Raw genomic sequence first — 23,751 nt, 5'->3', positions numbered from 1 at the left:
CTTTTTTGGTTCTTTTTTGGGCAATGCAAAAAAGAACAGTAAGAAAATTTCCTATTTTTACTTCAGCTTCTTCACATGCAGAACTTGCTCTATATTGGAAATGAACTTCGTTCCCGCGGTGGCACTCCCACCTCCATTGATACTTTAGCACCACTACTTAGAGAAGAAGGATTCAAAGTAAAAACTGCCTCAGCAAAAAAGAACAAACTTCCCCGCCTTGTGGATATGCTCTGGCTGGTGTACAGAAAAAGAAAAACAACCGACTTCGTCCTCATTGACACCTACAGCACTCAGAACTTTTGGTATGCTTATGCAGTCGCCAGGCTTTGCCAAAAACTGAACCTCAAATACCTCCCCATCCTCCACGGCGGGGAACTACCCACCCGACTCGAACGCTCACCTGGCCCCTCAAAAAAGCTATTTGGGAACGCCTTTCTAAACGTAGCTCCGTCGCTGTACATGAAAACTGTTTTTCAGCAGGCAGCTTATACGAATGTCAGGTACATTCCCAACAGCATAAATCTTGAAGATTATTTATATAAAGAACGGGACCAGCTTAGGCCGAAATTGTTCTGGGTACGCTCCTTTGTGGAGATCTATAATCCGATGCAGGCACTAAAAGTACTGGAGATCTTGCTGCCCGATTATCCCAAAGCCGAACTTTGTATGGTAGGACCGGCTAAAGACGAATCCTGGAAGGAATGTATTCGGTACGCCAAGCTGCACCGACTGCCTGTCCGTTTCCCCGGCCGCCTATCCAAGAGGGAATGGGTCACTATGGCTGAACAATTCGACATTTTCCTGAACACGACAAACATCGACAACACTCCCGTGAGCGTGATAGAGGCTATGGCTTTAGGATTGCCTGTGGTTTCCACCAAGGTCGGCGGACTTCCATACCTTATTTCTGCCGATATAGACGGCGTTCTCGTTCCTCCAAATGATCCTGAACGGATGGCTGCTGCAGTAAAGAACCTTCTTCAGGACCCTGAGCGTGCATTGATAAGAGCTCAGGCCGCCAGGAAAAAAGTAGAGGCATTTGACTGGACCAGAGTAAAATCCCTTTGGCATGAAATTTTGAAAGACTAACTCTGGGTTAAATCAAAAGATGTCATATGATTTTTAAAATTTTCTGGAGCAATAGTGCTGAATTTTCATTCACGTCAGAAATTAACATTTTAGAAATCTTATTATTATTACTTTAACTCCGTGAAAGCCTCTGCTCAAGCACGCGGGCAGAAAAAAGTTGGCCTGCAACCATAGCTTACTCGCAATGGAGAAAACAGATTTATTAGAAAAAATCACTGCTCACGGGGATTCAGCTTTGAAGTCTTCCTTATCTTTACGAGGTAAAAGTTTTTACATGCCCGGTAAAAAGAACCTGCATTTTGAGATTTCAGAACGTAAGGTCTTTTTGCGCATTTTTGATGTCATCTGGGTGCTGTTCTCGCTGTACGTCGTTAGTATTATTTTCAGGCTCGACTACTTTCACTTCGACTCCGAGTCCTGGCCCTGGGGTATTGTCCTGGCCGCCTATATCTTGATCTTTGGAGGGATTTTTGAACTCTATGACTTGCAGAAAGCCGGGAAATATTATTCCGTTCTCCAAAACGTGGTACTGGCAACCTCCGTTACGGTATTGTTCTTTCTAATGACTCCTGTAATTACACCCGAGTTGCCCGACAACCGATTACAGATCCTCTATTTTACTCTCACCATTCTGTTCACCCTGCTCATTTGGAGGTTTTGTTATATTGCCCTTATCTCTTCCCCCAGGTTTTACCGCCGCGTATTGATCATTGGAGACCCTCTGGAAGTGGAGCTGGTGGCTTCACATCTGCAACAGTCCGATCCAAATTATAATATCATCGGATTTCTTCATAGAGGAGCGAATTATAACCTTAATGCTGAAGTGAATGGCCTGGAGAATTTTTCAGAAGCCGATCTCAGGGAGGTGATCAGGGAAAACAGTATTGATGAGGTGCTTATTTCTGATGTTACGCCAGCAGCTGCTGAAGATTTGTATTCCGAGGTGCTGAAATTGCTAAAAGAAGGCTTTCCTGTAAAGGATTTTAATGAGGTCTACGAAGACAAAACTAATCGTATTCCAGTACAACACATTGAAAAGAATTTTTATAGATTTTTTCCTCTTAGTCGCAGTAATAACAACAAGTTTTACCTTTTCTTTCATCGGCTGGCAGATATTTTTGTTGCGATCTTAGGTATTTTTATGGGGTGTATATTGCTGCCTTTTGTTTTCTTCGGAAACATGATTGCTAACAAAGGCCGTCTGTTCTATCAGCAGGAAAGAATAGGTAAAAACGGAAAGCCCTTTACGATCCTGAAATTTAGAACTATGCGGTACAACGCTGAAGTGAATGGTGCAGTATGGGCAACTAAGAATGATGTTCGGATCACTCGCTTCGGAAAATTTCTTCGCCGCTCAAGGCTCGATGAATTTCCGCAGTTTTGGAATATACTTAAAGGGGAAATGAGCCTAATTGGTCCGAGGCCCGAAAGACCTGTCTTCGTAAAAGAATTATCTGAATTGATCCCCTTTTACGATACCCGACACTTCGTCAAACCCGGACTCACCGGCTGGGCACAGGTCATGACAGATTACGCCGACAGCCATGCCGACAGTCTTGAAAAACTTCAGTATGACCTTTACTACATAAAGCATCGAAACATCTTCCTCGACATCACCATTCTTACAAAAACCCTGAGTACAGTTATTTTCTTCAGGGGGCAGTAGTTTAGTTGGCAGGGTGCAGTAATTCAGTGGCAGTCATTTTTAAGTACTCGGTATTCAGAGTTCAGTGGTCGGACTAATATTTTGGTCATTTCGAACCTGCCGGGAGGCTTTAGGCAGGGGAGCCTTATCGGACGACTGAGGGATCTGCCTCAATTTGTTATACATTAACATACCCAAAATACATCCTAATAAACCTTTTACCTTTAACCTTATACCTTATACCTTCAAGAGATGGGATTCCTCCTTCGTCGGAATGACAATCAAGTACCCTTTGTCACCCTGACGAAGGAAGGGTCGCATCTGAGTAAGCAATGAATGCTGCGCCTAACAACAGGATGAGATTCCCTCCTTCGTCGGAATGACAAATCCTGAATGACGAGCAAAAACAATCCTGAATCTTGAATCCTAAATCCCGAATCACTTCCTCGACCTTTTCCACGGTACCATTGCAAATAAGAAGATAAACAGCGCCAGGAACAGCGAAACTCTGGCGATATAATCTCCAAATTGGGTGTAAAAAGTCACACGGTCGTTGAGGGTTACTTCTCCCCTAAGCGCACCCTGTTTTTCATAGCCTAAAGAAGAGGTGATTTCCCCTTTTTCATTGATAAATGCCGAAATCCCCGTGTTGGCACTTCTGGCAATAGAGCGGCGGTTTTCAATAGCCCGTAAGCGGGCATAGCTAAGATGTTGCTTGTGGCCCTGCGTATTTCCCCACCAGGCATCGTTGGTAATAATGGCAAGAAAATCTGCTCCTTCGCGAACGTATCCAGTAACGAAATCTCCATATACAGATTCATAACATATAATAGGGCCTACTTCTTCCGAAGACGTTATGTCGAAGGTTGCTCTTTTCTCCTGAGTGGTTTTCATGGCTACCGTCCCTCCCAGGTCGATCATGACGTTGCCTAAAACAGGCCGCAAGACTTCCTGGTACGGAAAATTCTCAACGCCCACCACCAACTTCGATTTATGATAGAAATGGACGGAATCTTTCGCAGAAATCATAAATGCCGAATTATAATCGTCATACCAGTCGTTTGGGCCCAACTGATTGCTCTGACCTTGCACTCTTGCTGGATCGCTAAACCGGTCGTACATAGAAATACCACTCAAAAATGACATTTTTGGATACTTATTTACCAGCTGCCTGCTGAAGAAATTTGCTTCAGAATCTTCAAAGCGGCTTAAAACAGTTCCATCGGCAAAAACTGTTTCTGGAGCGATCACTATACTGGTTTCTGCTGAAATATTTTCTTCCGCTAAACGTGTCAGCAACTCCCCAATACGCGCATCATTGGTGTTATATTTTTCGGTATATGGATTCACATTCGGCTGCAGTACAAGAGCTTCAATAGTTTTTTCGCTTTCTTCATAATTCCAAAGCAGCAGGTAGGAAATTCCTATGGGCAGGAGAATCAGAATCCCGGTTTTAAGTATTCCGCGGTAAAGGATAGTTTTTTCCTGGTATTCTTTATATAACAAGATCATCTTGAGAACAGCGATGTTGGCCAGGAGTACCCAAAGGGTACCTCCAAAGGCACCTGTGTATTCGTACCATTGTATCCAGTGCGGGAAATCGGAAAAGCCGTTGCCCAGGTTCAGCCAGGGCCATGAGAATTCCCAGTTGAGGTGCAGGTATTCAAAGGCGATCCAGAAACTTATTAGAAACGAAGAAGAGGCTTTAAAATTTACCCTTTTTGCCACCATATGGAACAGGAGGAATACAACCGACATTAAAAGGGAGTTGACGGTGATGGCGAAAATTCCTCCAAAGGGTGTAGAAAAATACAGCCAGTAGGTGGTAATAAGGTTCCAGATAATAAAGCTAAGGTAGGAGAGCCCGAAGACCTTCCATTTTCTGTACTTGACATCCTTGATCCTAATTTTGTTTTCTGCATAGAGCAATGGCACAAATGCGAAGAACAGTAGTAATGGAATCCCGTATGTTGGCCATGCCAGGGCTAAAAGGACTCCGGATAGTAAAGCGTACAGGAAGTTTTTCATATGTGGGTGTAGAAGACAAATTTAAACAATTAGCTATTACCAGTAAACAATGCACATCGATGAATTATGAGTGAACCGGGTAGCTACCGCGAAATTGTAATCTGTGTCGAGAACAGAAAAAAGTCTTTATTCTAGTTTCCTGGCTCTTGCAGCGCAGCAGTCTTTTTTTGCTATTTTTACCAAAAACCAACCACTATGAGCTTTGCTAAGCATGTGCCCAATACAATTACCCTCCTCAATTTATTTTGCGGCTCTCTTGCTGCTATTTTTGCTGTACAAGGCAATTATGTGATTGCAGCTATTTTTGTTGCTTCAGGGATATTTCTTGACTTTTTTGACGGACTCGCTGCCCGACTTCTCAATGTGAAATCGGAACTCGGACTGCAGTTGGATTCCCTTGCCGATATGGTGACCAGTGGGTTGGTACCGGGAATTATTATGTTTCAGCTTTTTAGACAGGCTCTGCCGGGCTCCTCCTCTCAAACGGTGGACTGGTCCAGCGGACAAAACCTTCTGGAATGGAATTTTCCTGTTCTTGCATTGTTTGGCCTTCTGGTGACTCTGGGATCTGGCTACAGACTGGCCAAGTTCAACATCGATGAGAGGCAAACGGATTCCTTTATCGGTCTTCCTACTCCTGCAAATGCATTGCTAATACTGAGTCTGCCCCTAATTCTCATTTTTCAACCACAGCCTTTCCTGGTGCAGATCATTCTGAATCCCTGGTTTCTTGCCGGATTAACTTTATTTAGTTGCTTTATGCTGAATGCCGAAATCCCCCTGTTTGCGCTTAAATTTAGTTCCTGGGGGTTTGCTGAAAATAAAGTGAGATACCTGTTTCTTATTTTTTGCCTGATCCTGCTCATCTTCCTGCAATTTGCAGCTATTCCTCTTATTATTCTCAGTTATGTGATCGTCTCAATGATCACGAACAAAGGAAATGATGAGACGGTGAGTGAGAGGCATTAAACGGAGCACCAATTATTTACCCGCCGAAGCTTTAAGCGAAGGAGGGTCAAGCACCAAATTCCAAGGAGAGGTTGGCGCGGATTTGCAATCTGTGCCGGGAACTAATACCTCTATGTCATCCCTACGGGACTTTTTATCAAATGGGATATAGTTTTTGCCGATATTTAGTCCCTACGGGACTGGTCTCAGGGTTGGAAGTGTTCTTAGTATAAAATGTGTGGGGGATCCTATTCTTATTGATGTGACAGAGGGGAAATAATATTGCAACTTTAGTTCATGAGATCTCCCGGCGTTTCCTTCACTGCCGTTCAGGAAGCTCTTTTGAGATGACAAGTCCAAAGATGGCGGGAATTTATAATCCGTGCCCAAGATAAACCAACCTTGAAACTTGAAGTTTAAATTTTGAACCGGCCGCAGGCCTATTCAAAGATCTTCTTCTTCCGCAGTTCGAAATTTTGTCCCAGATAGACTTTTCTCACCATCTCGTCTTCGGCGAGTTCTTCAGGTATTCCGGCTTTAAGAATTCGGCCTTCAAACATGAGATATGTGCGATCTGTGATAGCAAGGGTTTCCTGAACATTGTGATCGGTAATGAGAATGCCAATGTTCTTGTTCTTAAGCTGAGCAACGATCCGCTGAATATCTTCTACAGCCACGGGGTCTACTCCGGCGAAAGGCTCATCCAGTAAAATGAAATGCGGATCTGTAGCCAGGGCACGGGCGATCTCAGTCCGTCGACGCTCACCCCCGCTCAAAAGATCTCCGCGATTCTTGCGAATATGGCCGAGGCCGAACTCTTCAATGAGAGATTCCATCTTCATTTTCCGCTCTTTCTTGGAGAGATCGGTGAGCTCCAGCACGCTCATGATATTGTCTTCTATACTCAATTTGCGAAATACAGATGCTTCCTGCGCCAGATAGCCAATTCCGTACTGCGCTCGTTTGTACATCGGAAATTTTGTGATATTCTCCTTATCCAGAAAGATCCTGCCGCCGTTAGGTTTGATCAATCCCACGATCATATAGAAGGATGTAGTTTTTCCGGCTCCGTTAGGTCCCAATAACCCCACGATCTCTCCCTGATTCACTTCCAGAGAAATTCCTTTTACCACTTCTCTTCCTTTATAGGATTTTACTAGACTTTCGGCGTATAACTTCATTTATAGATATGAGATGTTAGATGTGAGTATTTAGATTAGCAATTAGCGTGCAATTTTTATAAAGATAAAAATTTAGAGGTGAGTGGTCGGAGGACGGTGGACTTTTCTTCCGATCCCAAACTTAGTTCTTGGGTTTTGACTTCAGGTACTTCTGGAGTGCTTTTACCATTTTGAAAATTTCCAAAAGTTGTACTCGAGTTTTTTGATTTTCTTCAGATGTAATATAGCTCCTTCTGAAAGCAATTGTGGAACAAGTAACCATTCTCTCAAAGAGTCATCAGCCACCTGGAGGTACTAATGACATTGTGCATCCATATTCCCTGATCCTTCAGAAGTACTCAAGGCGATTAATCCTCTTTCCTCTTTCCTCTTTCCTCTTTCCTCTATCCTCTGTTGATTCAAGACTACAAATAGAAAAAAATATTTCCTAAGAATTTTCAGGACTCCCGGCTTCCTCTAAATTCTCCCAAAATTCATAAGCCCTTCTCAAATGTGGAATGACAATAGTACCTCCTACCAAAGTAGCGATGCTTAGTGCTTCCATAACTTCCTCCTTAGAAAGCCCTTCCTTATAGCTCGTTTCCAGGTGATATTTTATGCAGTCGTCACAACGCAAGACCGCTGAGGCTACTAAACCAAGCAGTTCCTTTGTCTTTACATCAAGAGCCCCTGGAGCGTAGGCATTGGTGTCCAGATTAAAAATTCTTTTAATGACCTTATTGTTATCACCAAGGATCTTCTCGTTCATCTTCTGGCGATATTCGTTAAATTCTTCTACCTGATTTTTCATGGCTTTTGCTTTTTAAGTTTCCTTTCTTCATTTCTTGTGACAATTCTAGCAATGACTATGCTTATTTCATAAAGTACAAGTACCGGAATCGCAACGATGATCTGACTCAAAATATCTGGCGGAGTGATGATGGCTGCCAGGATCAGCACGATCACCAGCGCAAACTTTCTGTACTTCCGAAGAAATTCTGGACTTACCAGTCCTATTTTGGTCAGGAAATAAATAATGATAGGCAGCTCGAAGATCAATCCGCAGGCAACTACAGACGATCGCACGAGACTAATATAACTGCCAATATCGAATTCGTTAAGAACCACTTCACTCACCTGATATTTTCCGAGGAAATTGATGGATAAAGGTGTAACGAGGTAATATCCAAAAAGGACCCCAAGAAAGAAAAGGACAGAGGAGATGAAAATAAAGCCTCGGGCAGTATTTCTTTCGTTGGCATACATCGCCGGAGAAATGAATTTCCAAAATTCATAGATAATATAGGGGAAAGCAATAATGAACCCGGCTGTAATGGAGGTCCACACGTGAGCCGAGAATTGTCCGCCCATGGTTCTGGATTGTATGGTAAAAGGCATATCGTCAAAGCAGAAGCCACCTTCTAGGCCAACAAAAGTGGATAGCCTGCACAGAATATCATAAGTAAAGAAATCTGCACTGGTAGGACCAAAAAGCAGGGTGTCGAAAATAAAACCTTTTGCAAGAAAGGCGGCTGTGCCAGCAACTACTACTGCCAGCGTTGCTCTTATTAGATGCCATCGCAGATCTTCCAGGTGATCCAAAAATGACATTTCATCGGCAGATTTTTGAACTTTTGCCATTTTAGATAATTCCTTCCCTTATAAGGTTGTGTAAATGAACCACCCCGTAATATTTTCCATCCTTGACAGCCAGCAGCTGCGAGATCTTATTTTCCTCAAGCACATCTAGCGCATCTACAGCCATAGCTTCACTTTCTATGGTCTTGGGGTGAGGGCTCATGATGTCCTTTGCAGTCAAACCTGCAATGTCTGTACTTTTATAGAGCATTCGACGAATGTCACCGTCTGTTACAATACCAATGATCTCCTCATTTTCAATGACTGCGGTCACTCCCAGCATCTTTTCGGAGATCTCGACGATCACCTGCGGAATGGGAGTATTCGGCTCTACTTGTGGTTTCTGATTTTGATCTGCAATATCGCTAACACGTAGATACAGTTTCTTTCCCAATGCTCCTCCCGGATGGTATTTAGCAAAATCCTGGCTGGAGAATCCGCGTAGCTGAAGAAGACAAACTGCCAGGGCATCGCCAATCACCAATTGTGCAGTTGTGCTGGTGGTAGGAGCGAGATTATTAGGGCAGGCTTCTTTTTCTACAAAAGAATTCAGGGTGAAATTGGCATTTTTGGCAAGAAAGGAATCTGTACTTCCGGTGATCGCGATCAGTAAATTTCCGAAGTTCTTAATTAGCGGCACCAGAACTTTTATTTCCGGAGTGTTCCCGCTTTTCGAGATACAGATCACTACATCGTCCTGTAATATGGTGCCCAGATCTCCATGTATGGCATCTGCCGCGTGCATGAAGACTGCAGGCGTCCCGGTAGAATTAAGCGTTGCAACGATTTTTGTAGCGATCACGGCACTCTTCCCAATGCCGGTAATAATCACTCTTCCTTTCGATTTATACACCGCCTGTACAGCTTCAGCAAAACTTTGGTCTAATAATTGTTCTAAATTTGCTATTGCTTTGGCTTCAGTTAAAATGGTATCTCTGGCAACAGAGAGTATTTTTTCTTGAGGTGTCAAATAAGTAGAATTATGATTGTATGAAGTAAAGAAAAACGTATCTTTATTTTGTGCAAATGTATGTAAAATTGTAACACAATTGAATGACTTCGCAGGAAATCAATTTACACGAACAGCTTAAGAAATACTTTGGTTTTAGCCAGTTTAAGGGCCTCCAGGAAGAGGTAATAAAGAGTATAGTTAATGACCATAACACCTTTGTGGTAATGCCTACCGGAGGTGGAAAATCCCTATGTTATCAATTACCGGCGCTTATTAAAGAAGGAACTGCAATTGTGGTTTCCCCTTTGATCGCTTTAATGAAAAATCAGGTGGATGCCATCCGCGGAATTTCTTCTGAAAATGGCATCGCCCACGTGCTCAATTCCAGTCTTAACAAGACCGAAGTAAAGCAGGTGAAGGAGGATATCACTAACGGAGTGACAAAGTTGCTTTACGTTGCACCCGAATCCCTTACTAAAGAAGAAAATGTTGAGTTCTTACGAAGCGTAAAAATCTCCTTTTTGGCTATTGATGAAGCTCACTGTATCAGTGAATGGGGGCATGACTTCAGGCCCGAATACAGGAATCTTAGGCATATTGTTAAGCGTATTGGAGATGATATTCCTATCATTGGGCTTACTGCAACGGCTACCCCAAAGGTGCAGGAAGATATTCTGAAGAACCTTGCTATTACAGATGCCCGTACTTTTAAAGCCTCATTTAACAGGCCTAACCTGTATTATGAAATAAGGCCAAAGACAAAGAATGTCGATGCCGATATCATTAGGTTTATAAAACAAAATCAGGGAAAATCTGGGATCATTTACTGCCTTAGCCGCAAGCGTGTAGAAGAACTTGCGCAAACCCTGCAGGTGAACGGGATCTCTGCGGTTCCTTATCATGCAGGTCTGGACGCTAAGACACGTTCCAAGCATCAGGACATGTTCCTTATGGAAGAAGTTGATGTAGTTGTGGCGACTATTGCATTTGGAATGGGGATCGATAAGCCAGATGTTCGCTTTGTGATTCACCACGATATTCCTAAAAGTATTGAGAGTTATTACCAGGAGACGGGGCGTGCAGGAAGAGATGGAGGCGAAGGTCATTGTCTTGCCTTTTACTCGTATAAGGACATTGAAAAATTGGAGAAGTTCATGAGCGGGAAACCTGTGGCGGAGCAGGAGATAGGTCAGGCTTTGCTTCAGGAAGTAGTGGCATTTGCCGAAACTTCAGTTTCCAGGAGAAAGTTCATTCTTCATTATTTCGGTGAGGACTTCGATGAAAAGTCAGGAGAAGGCGCCAACATGGATGACAATGTTCGCAATCCCAAAAAGCAGCATGAAGCCAAAGATGAAGTGGAGCTGTTATTGCGCACCGTAAAGGAAACAAAGCAGTTGTACAAATCTAAGGAAGTGGTAAACACTTTGGTTGGAAAATCTAATGCAGTTATTAAATCTCATCGTACAGATGAGCATGAACTCTTCGGAAAAGGAAGTGACAAGGATTCCAAATACTGGATGGCATTACTGCGACAGGTGCTTGTGGCAGGAATGCTGCGGAAGGATATCGAAACCTATGGAGTGGTGAAATTAACCGAAAAGGGAGAAGATTTCCTAAAAAGTCCCGGTTCTTTCATGATGACTGAAGATCACATTTACGAAGTTAACGGCAGCGATAATATAGTATCCTCCTCAAAGGCTTCAGGTGGTACAGACGAGACTTTATTAAAGATGCTGAAGGAACTGCGAAAGAAAGTGGCAAAGAATTTAGGATTGGCTACTCATCTTATCTTTCAGGACCCATCTTTAGAAGATATGGCGCTCAAGTATCCGGTATCTCTTGAAGAGCTGGGTAATATTCACGGCGTAGGAGAAGGTAAGAAGTCAAAAGCCTACAGCAAGGAATTTGTAGATCTTATCGCCCGTTATGTAGAAGATAATGAGATCACCAGGCCAGATGACCTCGTGGTGAAAACCACAGGAGCCAATAGCGGACTAAAATTATACATCATTCAGAACGTAGATAGGAAGCTTCCGCTAGATGATATTGCCGCTGCAAAGGGCATGGAAATGACAGATTTCATTAAAGAAATGGAAGCTATAGTTTACAGCGGTACGAAGCTAAATATCAATTACTGGATCGACGAGATCCTTGATGAAGATCAACAGGAAGAGATGCACGAATATTTTCTCGATGCCCAAACAGACAAGATCGAAGACGCCATGGAAGAATTTGATGGCGATTACGATGAAGAGGAATTGAGATTATACAGGATCAAATTCATCAGCGAAGTTGCCAATTAAAAGGTATAAAATATAGTCGATTAGGATAATAGCCGGGACGAGAGTTTCGGCTTTTTTATTTTTGTGTCGAAAGTGTTTTATAGATTTGACAGAAAAACTATCCCGTACAACAGGACGTAGGCAAAGTGTTTCTATAGGTCCCGTAGGGACGTCGTATCGGTAGAAAGAACAATTCAGTTATTACAGAAGTCCCGTAGGGACGGTGTAATGGTAGAAATAGTATCATTTTAATTTCGTCCCGTAGGGACGGAGTAGGTGAAGATCAATAAAATTTCAATATCTTCTAAAAATTTCTTTTTATGGCCAACACCTACACCCAGATCCATCTTCAATTAGTCTTTGCAGTGAAATTCAGAAGTTGCTTAATTCAACCTTCCTGGAAAGATGAATTATATAAATATATTACAGGAATAATTTCAAGTAATGAGCATAAATTGCTGGCCATTGGGGGAATGCCAGATCATTTACACATCTTGATTGGAATGCGACCAGATCAGTCTGTATCCCAGTTATTAAAAGAAGTAAAAGGTAGTTCTTCGAAATGGATAAACGAACGGAAATTTCTGTCTCGTCATTTTTCCTGGCAAGAAGGATTTGGGGCATTCTCCTATTCTAAATCAGATCTTCCAAAGGTGATTTCTTATATACAGCACCAGGAAGAGCACCATCGGAAGAAAAATTTCCAGGAGGAATATCTCGACCTGCTTAAAGAATTTCAGGTGAAATTTGATGAACGATATATTTTAAAGAATCCGACCTAATACTTCGTCCCTACGGGACTTTCAGGCTTAAATATTACCTGCTACCACTACTTTGTCCCTAAGGGACTAACTCGAGACCAGTGATTAAAGAAGCAATTTTTTAAAAAAAAGATTCTTTATTTTCCAATCCCTTAACTTTTTCCAAATTCTTGCTCCTTTCGTAATTCATTTTTCCTTAAACATTATTCATTGTCTTATCTTTGCCTTTTAACCAAAAAGCACGACATGAACGACGGATTATACGCAAAACTGAAAACAACAAAAGGAGACATCACTATAAAACTGGAACATGAAAAAACTCCGGGTACGGTTGGTAACTTTGTAGCCCTGGCAGAAGGAAATCTTGAAAATGAGGCGAAGCCCCAGGGAACTCCATATTACGACGGACTAAAATTTCACCGTGTGATCCCGGACTTTATGGTGCAGGGAGGTGATCCAAAAGGAACAGGAGTAGGCGGACCGGGATACCAGTTTGAAGACGAGATCCACCAAGATCTTAAGCATGATCGCCCGGGAATTTTATCTATGGCCAATGCAGGCCCCGGCACTAATGGTAGTCAGTTTTTTATTACCCATGTCGCTACGCCATGGCTGGATGGTAAACATACTGTTTTTGGACATGTTGTGGAAGGGCAGGATGTGGTAGACAGCATAAAGCAAGGAGATCAAATTGAAACGGTGGAGATCATTAGAGAAGGGGAGTCGGCTAAGAATTACAATGCGGTAGAATCTTTCCGTCAGTTCAACGGTGCGAAAGCTGAAAGAGAAGCTGCAGCCAAAAAACAGCAGGAAGAATTGTTAGGCGAACTTTCCCAGGGATTTGAGAAAACCAGCAGCGGACTTCGCTATAAGATGATAGCAGAAGGAAACGGGAAGCAAGCTGAAAAAGGAAAAACAGTTTCTGTTCACTACAAAGGAATGCTACCTGACGGTACGGTTTTCGACTCTTCCTATAAAAGGAAACAACCCATTGATTTTCCACTAGGAAAAGGTCATGTAATTGAAGGTTGGGATGAAGGAATCCAGCTATTAAAAGAAGGAGATCAGGCGAGATTCGTTATTCCTTCAAATCTTGCTTACGGTTCCCGCGGTGCCGGCGGAGTGATCCCTCCAAACGCGACGCTTATCTTTGATGTAGAGCTTGTAAAGGTGAAGTAAAATCATCTTTCGGAAAAATAAAAAACCTCAGTTTTTATAAGGAAGCTGAGGTTTTTTATTTTTAGCTATTATTTCAATATACATTATACAATATACATTATACATTATACAATACAAAATTGTTACTCCGGTTGCGGGGTCATTCTTAAATAAGGCTTCACTTCCTTATAACCCTTCGGAAATAGCTTATCTGCTTCTTCATTGCTTACCGACGGACTTATCACCACATCCTCTCCAGATTTCCAGTTGGCGGGAGTCGCTACTTTTTTATAGGCGGTGAGCTGAAGAGAATCGATCACCCGAAGCAGCTCCTCAAAGTTTCTTCCGGTGCTGGCAGGGTAGGTGATCATCAGCTTGATGGTTTTATCGGGTGCAATGACGTATACAGATCTCACAGTAAGAGTATCATCTGCATTTGGATGGATCATGTCGTAAAGATCGGCCACCTTGCGATCTTCATCGGCAATGATGGGGAAGTTTACTGAAGTGTTTTGTGTTTCGTTAATGTCCTGTATCCAACCTTTGTGCGATGCTACTCCGTCAACACTGAGTGCCATCACCTTCACATTTCGCTTTTCAAATTCATCTTTATATTTGGCAGCAGCACCAAGTTCTGTGGTACAAACAGGGGTATAATCTGCAGGATGGGAAAAAAGGATTCCCCAGCTATCTCCCAGGAAATCATAAAAATTTAGTTTTCCTTCCGAAGTTTCCGCGTCAAAATTCGGCGCTTTGTCTCCTAAACGTAATGTGCTCATATCTCAACTGATTTTAGGTAAATAAAAGGACTTTAAATTTACAGAATAATGTGCTCCTTAAAATCAGCGGCAGTTAAAAATGAGTTAATGTTTATTCAATTATCAATTACCATTGATCCATTAGCAATTCCCATAAACCCTAAACCATAAACCATAAACCATAAACCATGAACCATGAACCATAAACCATAAACCATAAACCTTAAACCATAAACCTTAGTCCTTCGGAGTGTATTTCCATTTAATTGAACATCCCATACTCGGTCTTTGTGGTCCGGGAACTGGTCGGCTGCCAAGGAGGGCGTCAAGTGCTTCGCGTAATTCCCGGCCGTTCAGGGAATGTCCGTTTCCGGGTCGGGAGCTGTCCAGTTGTCCGTGGTAAACCAGCTTTTCCTCCCCGTCAAAAAGGTAAAAATCCGGGGTGCATTCTGCTCGATAATTCCGGGCTACTTCCTGGGTGCGGTCATAGAGATAGGGGAAAGTGAAATTATGTTTTCGGGCGAACTTCCACATGAGATCGGGGTGATCTTCGGGATACTGCTCCACGTCATTACTGCTTATTGCTACAAATCCGAAACCCAGCACCCGGTAATCATTCGCCACCCGCACGATCTCATCCACCACGTGCTTGACATAAGGGCAATGATTACAGAGGAACATGATCACTGTGCCTCTTTCTCCCTGCACCTCGGCAAGAGAATAGAGATTTGCCGTGACGGCATCAGGTAATTCAAAATCTATGATCTGCGATCCAAGCGGAAGTGTATTTGAAGCAGTTTCAGCCATCTTTTTCATGTTCGTTTAAGTTCTGAAAATACGAATTTCCTACGGAATTTTCTCAAATTTCCTATCTTGGTTCTACCTCAACAAAATACTATGCGCACTTTAGATCAATGGTTTTCTGAATATGCTGTAAGTCACCAGAACAAGACGAACCAGCTGATACACTATATCTGTGTTCCGGCCATTTTCTTTTCAATAGTCGGGCTTTTAATGAGTATTCCTCCGGGTCCGCTCACAGGAATTTTTCCAATGTACATTCCATTTTTGGAGAATTGGGCGGTAGTAGCTTTGGTCCTGGTTCTATTATTCTACATGCGTCTTTCCATTCCAATGGGCATAAAGATCCTCATTTTTGCCGCGCTCTGTATTGCCGGTAATTATTACATCTCGTTGTTTGCACCTCTTTGGCAGGTCTCGATCATAATTTTTGTTGTCGCCTGGATCGGCCAGTTCTACGGACATAAATTAGAAGGCAAAAAACCTTCATTTTTGAAAGACCTGCAATTCCTGCTCATTGGCCCGGCTTGGGTGATCAAGAAGGTATTCGGATAAAATGAAAGTTAGATTTTAGAATTGCTAAGTTAGAAGTCCAAAACTTCTGAAATTTTTTCGGCTCTCTTTAGGGGTGGGGTAAAACGAAAAAGCTTCCCGGCGATCTCCCACATTTTCCTAAATCTCTCTGTGATCTTCTTTTTTTACTTCGTGTGCTTTGTGAGAAACTTTTTTGAGTAGAAAAGGTGAGAAATTACAAGGGGTTTCTGCGTTCTCTGCGGAAGTCTTTGCGGCCTTTGCGCAAACCCCGGGGGGACAAAACAAAATATTGCTCCTCAAAAATGCTATTTTTGGAAGGTATCTTTTTAAATCCTTCAGCAATGCAAGACTTAATCTCCTGGAAAGACTTCGAAAAAGTAGAAATGCGGGTGGGAACTATCCTTGAAGTAGAAGATTTTCCTGAAGCCCGTAATCCCGCTTTTCAGCTTAAAATAGATTTTGGGAATGAGATAGGGATCCTAAAATCCTCTGCCCAGATCACTAAACGCTACTCAAAAGAGGATCTTGAGAACAGGCAGATCATCGCCGTGGTTAACTTTCCGAAGAAACAGATCGCGACCTTCATGAGCGAATGCCTGGTGCTCGGCGCAGTTGGTCCTAATAATGATATCGTACTGCTCAATCCCGATTTCAAAGTCGAAAACGGGTTGAGAGTGGGCTAATTCCGTTTCAGTTTTTTAACTTTGGGTCGTGAAAATTTCAGCAGTTCTCATAGCGCTCCTGGTTCTGGTCCTGAACGGAATTCCCTGTTGTGCAGACGACTGCGGCGGTGAAGTTACCTCTCAGGAGCAGGAAAAGGAATCTCACAGCAACGAACTTTGTTCGCCTTTCTTAAGCTGCGGCACCTGTAATGCCGTTGTCTTTCAGGAAGAGGTCTCAAAAATGTCATTTTTGGAACCTGTTATTTCTACAAAACCTACGGCAATTGAAATGAAGATGATTTCAGAATTCACCTATCGCATCTGGCAGCCCCCAAAGAATAGCTGATCAATCCCAAGACCTTTTCCGAAGCTATTTTTCAATTTCAAATCATTAAAATGAAACAAAATATTCTTTTGTTGCTAGCCCTTTTCTGTTGTGGCCTGGCAGCAAACGCACAGGATGTGCTAAAAATTAAAGTTATAGACGCCGAAACCAATCAACCTCTCTATGGCGCCAATGCGGCGATACAGGGCACTACTATTGGTGCCACGGCAAATGAGAAAGGGGTGATCACCCTGACTAATATTCCCGACGGAATTCAAATTATCCTCATAAGCTATGTGGGCTTCGGCACTCAGGAATTGACTCAGGAATTTCCTTTAGCTGAAGAGAAATTTATCACGGTCAAACTTGCGCCCGAAGGGGAGCACATGGAAGAGGTGATCATTTCGGCCACTCGTTCCCGCCGCACCATTGCCGATCTTCCCACTCGTGTCGAAGTCATCTCGGGCGAGGAACTTGGCGAAAAAGGTAATATGAAACCCGGAGATATCCGGATGCTGCTAAATGAGACCACGGGAATCCAGACGCAGCAAACTTCGGCGACTTCCTATAATTCCAGCATTAGAATTCAGGGGCTGGATGGAAAGTATACCCAGCTGTTGAAAGACGGTTATCCGTTATATTCAGGCTTTTCCGGCGGATTGAGTCTGCTGCAAATTGTGCCGCTCGATCTGCAACAGGTGGAGGTGGTGAAAGGCGCCTCTTCAACACTTTATGGAGGCGGCGCCATTGCCGGACTCGTGAATCTGGTTTCCAAAACGCCGGGCGAGGAGCGGGAGCTGAATTTTCTGCTGAATGGAACTTCGGCGCTGGGACTGGATGTTAGCGGATTCTATTCGGATACCTTCGGAAAATTTGGAACCACGCTCTTTGCTTCCTATAACTACAGTGATCCCTATGATCCTGCAGATATTGGCCTGACCGCAATTCCGGAAGTAAATCGGCTTACCTTGAATCCGAAGTTGTTTTACTACCCTTCTGAAAATGCTACTTTGGAGCTCGGTATAAACACTGTGATCGAGGAAAGAACAGGTGGAAATATCGCATTTTTGGAAGGTGAGCAGGTAACAAATCCATATTTCGAAAAGAATGAGACCGAAAGGATCACCACCCGCGCGGGCTATTCACAGCTCTACGAGAATGGGAATTCCCTTAGTGTGAAGAACAGCTTCAGCTTTTTTGAGCGGAAAATAGAGATCCCAGATTTTACATTTTCGGGAGACCAGCTGGCATCTTTCAGTGAGATCGCTTACAATTTTGGAGATATGGATCTCGAATGGATAGCAGGACTTAATATAGTTTCGGATAAGTTCACTCAGGATCCTCTGGAAACTTCCGAAGTTGTGGATTACAATCACATCACCTATGGTGCCTTCCTTCAGAATAACTGGCGCATTTCAAATATGTTTAGTCTGGAAAGCGGACTGCGTACAGATTACCAGAACGAATACGGCTGGTTCGTGTTGCCGCGGCTTTCTGCCTTGATCGAATTTTCAGATGCCTGGACCATGAGGCTTGGCGGCGGATTAGGTTATAAAACTCCCACGATCTTTACTGAAGATGCCGAAAGGATACAGTTTAGAAACGTGATGCCTATTGATGTTTCTGAAACCGAAGCCGAAAGATCTGTTGGTGCAAATTTCGATATCAACTACCGCACAAAGCTTTTTGAAGTGATCGATTTCAGCCTGAATACGCTGTTTTTCTATACACGAGTGAATGATCCTATCATTTTGACAGCTGCGTTCTCCAATGGCGTCAATCCGCACTACGTTTATGATCAGCCTGATGGTTATCTTGATACTCAGGGAATGGAGGCGAATTTGAGATTCAGCTACGGAAATTTCAAGCTCTTTACCGGTTACACCCTGGCCGATGTGAATCAGCATTACTTCGGAGAAACTTATGAAGCGCCACTGGTTGCCCAACACAGGCTGAATAATGTTCTGGTTTACGAAATTCATGAAAAGCTGGTGATAGGGCTCGAGGGCTATTACTTTGGAAAGCAGAAACTGGAAGGTGGAATGACCGGCCAGGATTATTGGATCTTCGGATTAATGACCGAAAAGAAATGGGAGAATTTCTCTCTTTTCCTCAATTGCGAAAATTTCACCGATACCCGCCAAACGCGTTTCGATGATATTTACACAGGTTCGATCTCAGATCCTCAATTCAGGGACATCTATGCCCCGGTTGACGGATTTGTAATTAATGGGGGAATAAAGATCAATTTGTAAGGGGTTGGCCCTCCTTAAAAATTATCAAGAGAGGGGCGTGGTATAAATGATTGGGTTAAAGCCCTAAAATGTGAAATCTTGAAAACCGATGGCTAGAGCTATCGGCAATTGATGATCAATTAATTTGGACTGAAATTCATGAATTGCCTCCGGCTTCAGCCGAGGGATAGAAGGAAAAGAAAAAAGGGCTTTAGCCCAAATGAAGCTACAGCCCTGAAATTAATGTAAATTAGAGAATGCAACAAGAGAATTATAAAAAGCGACTCCACTACGCCTTGATATTAAGCTATATCACGATTGGGTACAACCTGATCGAAGGTTTAGTTTCTACCTTTTTTGGTGCAAGCGATGAGACTTTGGCACTATTTGGTTTTGGCCTGGACAGCTTTGTGGAGGTACTTTCGGGAGTGGGAATAGCGCATATGATCTACAGGATGAAGAGACATCCTGTAACGCAAAGAGACAATTTCGAAGTGACAGCGCTAAAAATTACCGGAACAGCTTTGTACATCCTGGCAGCCGGACTGGTCGTGGGAGCCGTGCTCGCGGTGATTAACAAATCTGAACCTGAAACCACTTTAGCCGGAATTATTATTGCTGTTCTGTCAATCCTCACCATGTATTTTCTGTATCGTGAAAAAATAAAAGTGGGGGAAAAGCTCGAGAGTCAGCCGATCATTTCAGATGCCAAGTGCACCAAAACCTGCTTTTATCTTTCCTTTATTCTGCTTGCTTCGAGTGTACTTTATGAGCTGTGGCAAATTCCTTATGTTGATGCGCTGGGTAGTTTAGGCATTGCCTGGTATGCATGGAAAGAGGGAAAAGAAGCCTGGGAGAATGCAAAGTCGAAGAGTTTAAGCTGTAGTAGTGACTGTTGTTGATCTTGACACTTGGGCTAAAGCCCTAAAATTTGAATCTTGAAAACCGGTGGCTGAAGCCACCGGCAATTGATGATCACCTTGTTTAATTAAATACATGAATTGCCACCAGCTTTAGTGGAATAACTCTGCTCATCCTCTCCCCAGCCCACTCGGAGGATAGGGAGTTGGTTGCTTGCTTAGCTCCTCTCCCTTTGGGATAGGCGGGGGAGTGGGATGAGTAAGGAGTATGTTCCAATTTTTTCGGGATGGCGAAAGTAGGGGAGGGCATTGGATACTAAAACAATGAATTGCCTCCGGCTTTAGTGTAATAACTCTGCTCATCCTCTCCCCAGCCCTCTCCGGAGGAGAGGGAGTTGGTTGGTTGCTTAGCTCCTCTCCCTTTGGGATAGGCGGGGGAGTGGGATGAGTAAGGAGCCAGTTAGAATTTTTTTGGGATGGCCGAAAGTGAGGGAGGGAATTGAATATTAAAACAATGAATTGCCTCCGGCTTTAGTGTAATAACTCTGCTCATCCTCTCCCCAGCCCTCTCCGGAGGAGAGGGAGTTGGTTGGTTGCTTAGCTCCTCTCCCTTTGGGAGAGGCGGGGAAGTGGGATGAGTAAGGAGCCAGTAGAATTTTTCGGGATGGCCGAAAGTGAGGGAGGGCATTGGATATTAAAACAATGAATTGCCTCCGGCTTCAGCCGGAGGTTTGTATATTAATAAGGGTGAGGGCTTTAGCCCAAAAAAAAGGGATTCCAAAAATGACATTTTTGGAACCCCTTTTTTTATTGTATATAAGATCTAAAATCTCATATCTAAAATCTCATATCTTAATCTCAAATCTATCCTACATTTCATCCCCAAAGAAGATCGCATTCATCAGCAACTTATTTGTGCCATACCAGAAGGCTCTGAAATTTGTGTTATCTGTGAATAGAACTACATTTCCACTTCCCAGGGAAGCATGTTTAAAAGGAACAGTTCCCGGCAGCAATTCAAGATTCTCTTCGCTGATGTATCCGCTTAACAATGGTTCTTCGGTATATCTAATCGGGTTTTTATAAGATGTTGAATCGGCTTCAACAAAGATTGTGGTGTCTCTAAAAAGAGAGATTTTGTCGTCCTTATATCCAAAGTTAATAGGGTGGGAGCGATCCTGTTTTGCTTCAAAAATTGCACCGCCAATTCCCTGAGCTCCCCTAAAATCCTGTCGCTGCTCAAAAGTGACATTTTTAGCCTGTACTTCATTTTCTTTAAATTCGAGGTCCATGAATTCATTCCGGTCAAACCAGGTGGCAGCGTTTTTATAACCGATAAGGGTTCCGCCATTTTGTACCCAGGCTTTTAACTGCTTGGCTTCATCTTCGCCTAAGGCCCGACCTCCCCATTGATTTGGAAGAATAATATCGGTGTAGCGGCTTAGATCGGCTCGTGAAAAGTCTGAAAGATCAAGCTTGGTGATCTTCATGTCATACTGTTGATCGAACAGGTGCCAAATTTCTCCGGCATCGTAGGGAGTGATCCCGCTGCCCACAATAAGAGCAACTTTTTGAGGCTCGAGAGCACGGAATTGATTGCTCCCCAGATTTATTCCGCCTGTAAGACCAGTATTGACCGCCGAGATCTGCACATGAGCGTCACCTGAAATCTCCTGTAGAAGATCATAGATCTCCTCTGAATTCATTTTTTGATTTTGGGCTGGGATCATGATAGTTCCATAGTCGAAATGTCTGTTTCCAACTCTGAACTGCTGCATGGCAACCTTAGCACGTAAACCTTTGTTCAGGATCTTGTTTAGGGCCTTTGGTGCCTCATATGCATGCCATTCCATAAGATAGGCGTATTCACTTCTTTCTGGCACTACAGCAGCGGGTTGGCCAAGGCTGTCAATTAAACTGCCGGCGTTTTTCATCCCCGCATTGTCGCTGAAGTCAAGATTGAAGGCGAGGGGAAATGACCAGGCCGAAATATCATAAAATAAGCTGTCCTGAAATTCTGTTCTGCGCTCAAACATAGCACTTAACAACCTCTGTTGCCTCTGATTCTTGGGAACCAGGAAGCTGCTACCGGGTTCAAAAGTTTCGCCATTGGAGGTAAATCTTTCTTTTACCTCATGTATCTTGACCTGGTGGCGTTTTAAAATCTCTGCAAGCCGGTAAGCTGTAGCAGCATCTTTGGAATTTCCGAAGGCGTAAGCATCTTTACCTGCTTCCTTTCGGGCATTCTGGTAAAAGTTGCGCTGGTAATCAAGTAACTTGACACGCATTTCTTTAGCTGCTTCTAGAGTAGATAGTGCAGCTGTGAACTGGTTGCGAATGGTGAATGGAAAAGTGAGGATACCATTATCGGTTTCCTGCGCATGCCCGCGGGAACTTCCCTGCTCAAAAAGAATTCCTATACTTCCCTGGATATCTGGGAAAGTAGAGCCTTTTCCGTAGTAAAAGTCGTCATAATTCTCCTCGGTATAATAAAGAGATCCAATATCATCAAAGGCTGCAGCGTGGTAAGTTCCAATCTCCTTTGTTAGTTCCTGGTTAAGGGCGGGAGTGAGCGGATGCGTGCGGGAAGGAATTCCCGGCTGAAAGAAAAAGGAGGAATTGGAGCCCATTTCATGATGATCTGTAAGAATATTGGGATACCATTTGTGGAAGGTCTTGATCCTTGCCTTGCTCTCGGGCAGCTGCACGGGGAGCCAGTCCCGGTTCATATCAAACCAGTAATGATTTGTGCGTCCTCCCGGCCAAACTTCACTGTACTCACGATCCTGTGGGTCGGGGTTTATGTTCTTACTTTTATTTGTATTGGCCCAATATGCAAAGCGTTGCAATCCGTCGGGATTAAATACGGGATCGAAAAGGATGACTGTGTTTTCTAAAAGGTCATTAATTTCCGGGCCTTCTGCTGCGGCTAAATAATAGGCTGCCAGGATTGCTGCATTTGCCCCGCTGGCTTCGTTACCGTGAATAGAAAATCCCTGGTTCACCACTACGGGCATTTCAGAAGTGTTCAGGTTTTCAGCTCCTGCTTCGGTCAAAGCAACATGTTTTTGCCGAATTGTTTCCAGGTTCTGGTGATTGGCTTCCGAAGTTATGGTTAACAGCACCAGAGGGCGACCTTCATATGTACGGCCCCTGTTCTCGAGCGTAATTCGGGGAGTGGCTGCAGCAAGAACGCGCATATAATTCAGGATCTGGTCATGACTGGCATGCCACTCTCCTGGTATGTATCCCAGCACTTCCTGGGGCTTCGGGATGTCTTCATTATAAGTGACATCCTGCGGTAAATAATAGGCGAGGCTAAGATCTTCCTGGGCTGAAAGCTGCAGGCTTAATAGGAAAACAAAAGAAAAAATAATGGGTCTCATAAAATGGCATTTTTGGCACCTCAATATAAAAAAACCGCCCCGATTGCTCGAGACGGTTTTGTAATATGATGATAAATTCAATTAAATATCTTCAAAGCTGATATCAGTAAAAGCAGCGGCAGATGGAGCTGTAGCAGTTTCGGCCTTTGGTTGCTCCTCTTCGTCATATTCCTTTTTGAAATTCTTCTGGTGACGTTCGCTTATGACCTCTTCTCCTTTTTCATTAAGAATATAGTCTGTCATCTCCTGTAAGATCTCATTAAAACCTGTAAAATCTTCCTTGTAAAGGTAGATCTTGTGCTTTTTGTAGTGGAAAGATCCGTCTTCATTGGTGAATTTTTTACTCTCGGTAATCGTCAGGTAGTAATCGTTTGCCTTAGTCGCCCTTACATCAAAGAAGTAGGTGCGGCGCCCAGCTCTCAAGACCTTGGAAAAAATCTCTTCTTTTTCAATCGTTCCATTGTCGCTCATAATCAAAATATCTTTTACGGTTTGTAAATCATAGGTTCAAAAATCCAAAAAAAATTAAC

20 protein-coding genes are annotated in these 23,751 nt (G+C 43.3%); 11 read left to right on the top strand and 9 right to left on the bottom strand.

Annotated features, from left to right (window positions below; all coding sequences use genetic code 11):
* The first annotated feature begins 75 nt into the window (after positions 1-75).
* Together HC175_RS14015 and HC175_RS14010 are read left to right on the top strand one after the other, a co-directional pair.
* Positions 76-1,089, top strand: coding sequence for a glycosyltransferase family 4 protein (locus HC175_RS14015; RefSeq protein ID WP_168139116.1), 1,014 nt, complete (start codon positions 76-78; stop codon positions 1,087-1,089).
* A gap of 184 nt (positions 1,090-1,273) precedes the next feature.
* On the top strand, positions 1,274-2,755 hold the full coding sequence (locus HC175_RS14010; RefSeq protein ID WP_317172214.1) for a sugar transferase: 1,482 nt from the start codon (positions 1,274-1,276) through the stop codon (positions 2,753-2,755).
* A 417-nt stretch (positions 2,756-3,172) separates the two neighbouring features.
* On the opposite strand, the gene lnt is transcribed toward HC175_RS14010, so the two are convergent.
* Positions 3,173-4,762 carry an apolipoprotein N-acyltransferase gene (gene lnt / locus HC175_RS14005; protein WP_168139115.1) on the bottom strand — a complete coding sequence of 530 codons (1,590 nt, stop codon included), beginning with the start codon at positions 4,760-4,762 and terminating at the stop codon, positions 3,173-3,175.
* Between the two features lie 195 nt (positions 4,763-4,957).
* Between lnt and HC175_RS14000 the strand changes: the two genes are divergently transcribed.
* Complete coding sequence (locus HC175_RS14000; RefSeq protein ID WP_168139114.1) at positions 4,958-5,731, top strand: CDP-alcohol phosphatidyltransferase family protein; 774 nt, start codon at positions 4,958-4,960, stop codon at positions 5,729-5,731.
* 419 nt (positions 5,732-6,150) lie between these two features.
* Here the strand turns inward: HC175_RS14000 and lptB are convergent, their stop codons facing one another.
* The 4 genes from lptB to HC175_RS13980 all read right to left on the bottom strand — a co-directional run bounded on the left by lptB (position 6,151) and on the right by HC175_RS13980 (position 9,478).
* Positions 6,151-6,891: an LPS export ABC transporter ATP-binding protein gene (gene lptB / locus HC175_RS13995; RefSeq protein WP_097056650.1), complete on the bottom strand. Its 741-nt coding sequence runs from the start codon at positions 6,889-6,891 to the stop codon at positions 6,151-6,153.
* A 427-nt stretch (positions 6,892-7,318) separates the two neighbouring features.
* On the bottom strand, positions 7,319-7,681 hold the full coding sequence (locus HC175_RS13990) for a carboxymuconolactone decarboxylase family protein (protein ID WP_168139113.1): 363 nt from the start codon (positions 7,679-7,681) through the stop codon (positions 7,319-7,321).
* Complete coding sequence (gene tatC, locus HC175_RS13985; protein WP_168139112.1) at positions 7,678-8,511, bottom strand: twin-arginine translocase subunit TatC; 834 nt, start codon at positions 8,509-8,511, stop codon at positions 7,678-7,680. Before tatC ends, HC175_RS13990 begins: the two co-directional genes overlap by 4 nt.
* A gap of 1 nt (position 8,512) precedes the next feature.
* Entirely contained in the window at positions 8,513-9,478 is a 966-nt protein-coding gene (locus HC175_RS13980) for a KpsF/GutQ family sugar-phosphate isomerase (RefSeq protein ID WP_168139111.1), read from the bottom strand.
* An 83-nt stretch (positions 9,479-9,561) separates the two neighbouring features.
* Here HC175_RS13980 and HC175_RS13975 point away from each other — a divergent pair, with 83 nt between their 5' ends.
* The 3 genes from HC175_RS13975 to HC175_RS13965 all read left to right on the top strand — a co-directional run bounded on the left by HC175_RS13975 (position 9,562) and on the right by HC175_RS13965 (position 13,682).
* Positions 9,562-11,763 (top strand): RecQ family ATP-dependent DNA helicase, encoded by a 2,202-nt coding sequence (locus HC175_RS13975; protein WP_168139110.1) that lies wholly within the window; start codon positions 9,562-9,564, stop codon positions 11,761-11,763.
* Between the two features lie 299 nt (positions 11,764-12,062).
* The gene (tnpA, locus tag HC175_RS13970; RefSeq protein WP_168139109.1) at positions 12,063-12,524 is read left to right on the top strand and encodes an IS200/IS605 family transposase; all 462 of its coding nucleotides are present in this window, start codon (positions 12,063-12,065) and stop codon (positions 12,522-12,524) included.
* Between the two features lie 225 nt (positions 12,525-12,749).
* Positions 12,750-13,682 carry a peptidylprolyl isomerase gene (locus HC175_RS13965; RefSeq protein ID WP_168139108.1) on the top strand — a complete coding sequence of 311 codons (933 nt, stop codon included), beginning with the start codon at positions 12,750-12,752 and terminating at the stop codon, positions 13,680-13,682.
* A gap of 122 nt (positions 13,683-13,804) precedes the next feature.
* On the opposite strand, the gene HC175_RS13960 is transcribed toward HC175_RS13965, so the two are convergent.
* Positions 13,805-14,440 (bottom strand): peroxiredoxin, encoded by a 636-nt coding sequence (locus HC175_RS13960; RefSeq protein WP_168139107.1) that lies wholly within the window; start codon positions 14,438-14,440, stop codon positions 13,805-13,807.
* Positions 14,441-14,656: 216 nt separating this feature from the next.
* The gene (locus HC175_RS13955; RefSeq protein ID WP_168139137.1) at positions 14,657-15,226 is read right to left on the bottom strand and encodes a thioredoxin family protein; all 570 of its coding nucleotides are present in this window, start codon (positions 15,224-15,226) and stop codon (positions 14,657-14,659) included.
* A gap of 90 nt (positions 15,227-15,316) precedes the next feature.
* Here HC175_RS13955 and HC175_RS13950 point away from each other — a divergent pair, with 90 nt between their 5' ends.
* The 5 genes from HC175_RS13950 to HC175_RS13930 all read left to right on the top strand — a co-directional run bounded on the left by HC175_RS13950 (position 15,317) and on the right by HC175_RS13930 (position 19,877).
* The gene (locus HC175_RS13950) at positions 15,317-15,775 is read left to right on the top strand and encodes an Mpo1 family 2-hydroxy fatty acid dioxygenase (protein ID WP_168139106.1); all 459 of its coding nucleotides are present in this window, start codon (positions 15,317-15,319) and stop codon (positions 15,773-15,775) included.
* A gap of 320 nt (positions 15,776-16,095) precedes the next feature.
* The gene (locus tag HC175_RS13945) at positions 16,096-16,437 is read left to right on the top strand and encodes a tRNA-binding protein (protein ID WP_168139105.1); all 342 of its coding nucleotides are present in this window, start codon (positions 16,096-16,098) and stop codon (positions 16,435-16,437) included.
* A 28-nt stretch (positions 16,438-16,465) separates the two neighbouring features.
* A complete protein-coding gene (locus tag HC175_RS13940) occupies positions 16,466-16,762 on the top strand; it encodes a hypothetical protein (protein WP_168139104.1) in 297 nt (98 codons plus the stop codon).
* A 50-nt stretch (positions 16,763-16,812) separates the two neighbouring features.
* Complete coding sequence (locus HC175_RS13935) at positions 16,813-18,996, top strand: TonB-dependent receptor (RefSeq protein ID WP_168139103.1); 2,184 nt, start codon at positions 16,813-16,815, stop codon at positions 18,994-18,996.
* A gap of 236 nt (positions 18,997-19,232) precedes the next feature.
* On the top strand, positions 19,233-19,877 hold the full coding sequence (locus HC175_RS13930) for a cation efflux transmembrane domain-containing protein (protein ID WP_168139102.1): 645 nt from the start codon (positions 19,233-19,235) through the stop codon (positions 19,875-19,877).
* A gap of 827 nt (positions 19,878-20,704) precedes the next feature.
* Here the strand turns inward: HC175_RS13930 and HC175_RS13925 are convergent.
* On the bottom strand, positions 20,705-23,221 hold the full coding sequence (locus tag HC175_RS13925; RefSeq protein WP_168139101.1) for a M14 family metallopeptidase: 2,517 nt from the start codon (positions 23,219-23,221) through the stop codon (positions 20,705-20,707).
* Between the two features lie 81 nt (positions 23,222-23,302).
* Entirely contained in the window at positions 23,303-23,692 is a 390-nt protein-coding gene (locus HC175_RS13920) for a PUR family DNA/RNA-binding protein (protein ID WP_168139100.1), read from the bottom strand.
* Positions 23,693-23,751 lie beyond the last annotated feature (59 nt).

The sequence above is a fragment of the Salinimicrobium oceani genome (genome assembly GCF_012037645.1).
Note: the sequence above shows the minus strand (reverse complement) of the source record. Positions and strands in the feature narration are given on the sequence as shown.

Excerpts from the sequence above, each read along its gene's own strand:
- HC175_RS14015 (WP_168139116.1), top strand. The coding sequence starts at position 76 with ATGCAGAACTTGCTCTATATTGGAAATGAACTTCGTTCCCGCGGTGGC.
- HC175_RS14010 (WP_317172214.1), top strand. The coding sequence starts at position 1,274 with ATGGAGAAAACAGATTTATTAGAAAAAATCACTGCTCACGGGGATTCA.
- lnt (WP_168139115.1), bottom strand. The coding sequence starts at position 4,762 with ATGAAAAACTTCCTGTACGCTTTACTATCCGGAGTCCTTTTAGCCCTG.
- HC175_RS14000 (WP_168139114.1), top strand. The coding sequence starts at position 4,958 with ATGAGCTTTGCTAAGCATGTGCCCAATACAATTACCCTCCTCAATTTA.
- lptB (WP_097056650.1), bottom strand. The coding sequence starts at position 6,891 with ATGAAGTTATACGCCGAAAGTCTAGTAAAATCCTATAAAGGAAGAGAA.
- HC175_RS13990 (WP_168139113.1), bottom strand. The coding sequence starts at position 7,681 with ATGAAAAATCAGGTAGAAGAATTTAACGAATATCGCCAGAAGATGAAC.
- tatC (WP_168139112.1), bottom strand. The coding sequence starts at position 8,511 with ATGGCAAAAGTTCAAAAATCTGCCGATGAAATGTCATTTTTGGATCAC.
- HC175_RS13975 (WP_168139110.1), top strand. The coding sequence starts at position 9,562 with ATGACTTCGCAGGAAATCAATTTACACGAACAGCTTAAGAAATACTTT.
- tnpA (WP_168139109.1), top strand. The coding sequence starts at position 12,063 with ATGGCCAACACCTACACCCAGATCCATCTTCAATTAGTCTTTGCAGTG.
- HC175_RS13965 (WP_168139108.1), top strand. The coding sequence starts at position 12,750 with ATGAACGACGGATTATACGCAAAACTGAAAACAACAAAAGGAGACATC.
- HC175_RS13960 (WP_168139107.1), bottom strand. The coding sequence starts at position 14,440 with ATGAGCACATTACGTTTAGGAGACAAAGCGCCGAATTTTGACGCGGAA.
- HC175_RS13955 (WP_168139137.1), bottom strand. The coding sequence starts at position 15,226 with ATGGCTGAAACTGCTTCAAATACACTTCCGCTTGGATCGCAGATCATA.
- HC175_RS13950 (WP_168139106.1), top strand. The coding sequence starts at position 15,317 with ATGCGCACTTTAGATCAATGGTTTTCTGAATATGCTGTAAGTCACCAG.
- HC175_RS13945 (WP_168139105.1), top strand. The coding sequence starts at position 16,096 with ATGCAAGACTTAATCTCCTGGAAAGACTTCGAAAAAGTAGAAATGCGG.
- HC175_RS13935 (WP_168139103.1), top strand. The coding sequence starts at position 16,813 with ATGAAACAAAATATTCTTTTGTTGCTAGCCCTTTTCTGTTGTGGCCTG.
- HC175_RS13930 (WP_168139102.1), top strand. The coding sequence starts at position 19,233 with ATGCAACAAGAGAATTATAAAAAGCGACTCCACTACGCCTTGATATTA.
- HC175_RS13925 (WP_168139101.1), bottom strand. The coding sequence starts at position 23,221 with ATGAGACCCATTATTTTTTCTTTTGTTTTCCTATTAAGCCTGCAGCTT.
- HC175_RS13920 (WP_168139100.1), bottom strand. The coding sequence starts at position 23,692 with ATGAGCGACAATGGAACGATTGAAAAAGAAGAGATTTTTTCCAAGGTC.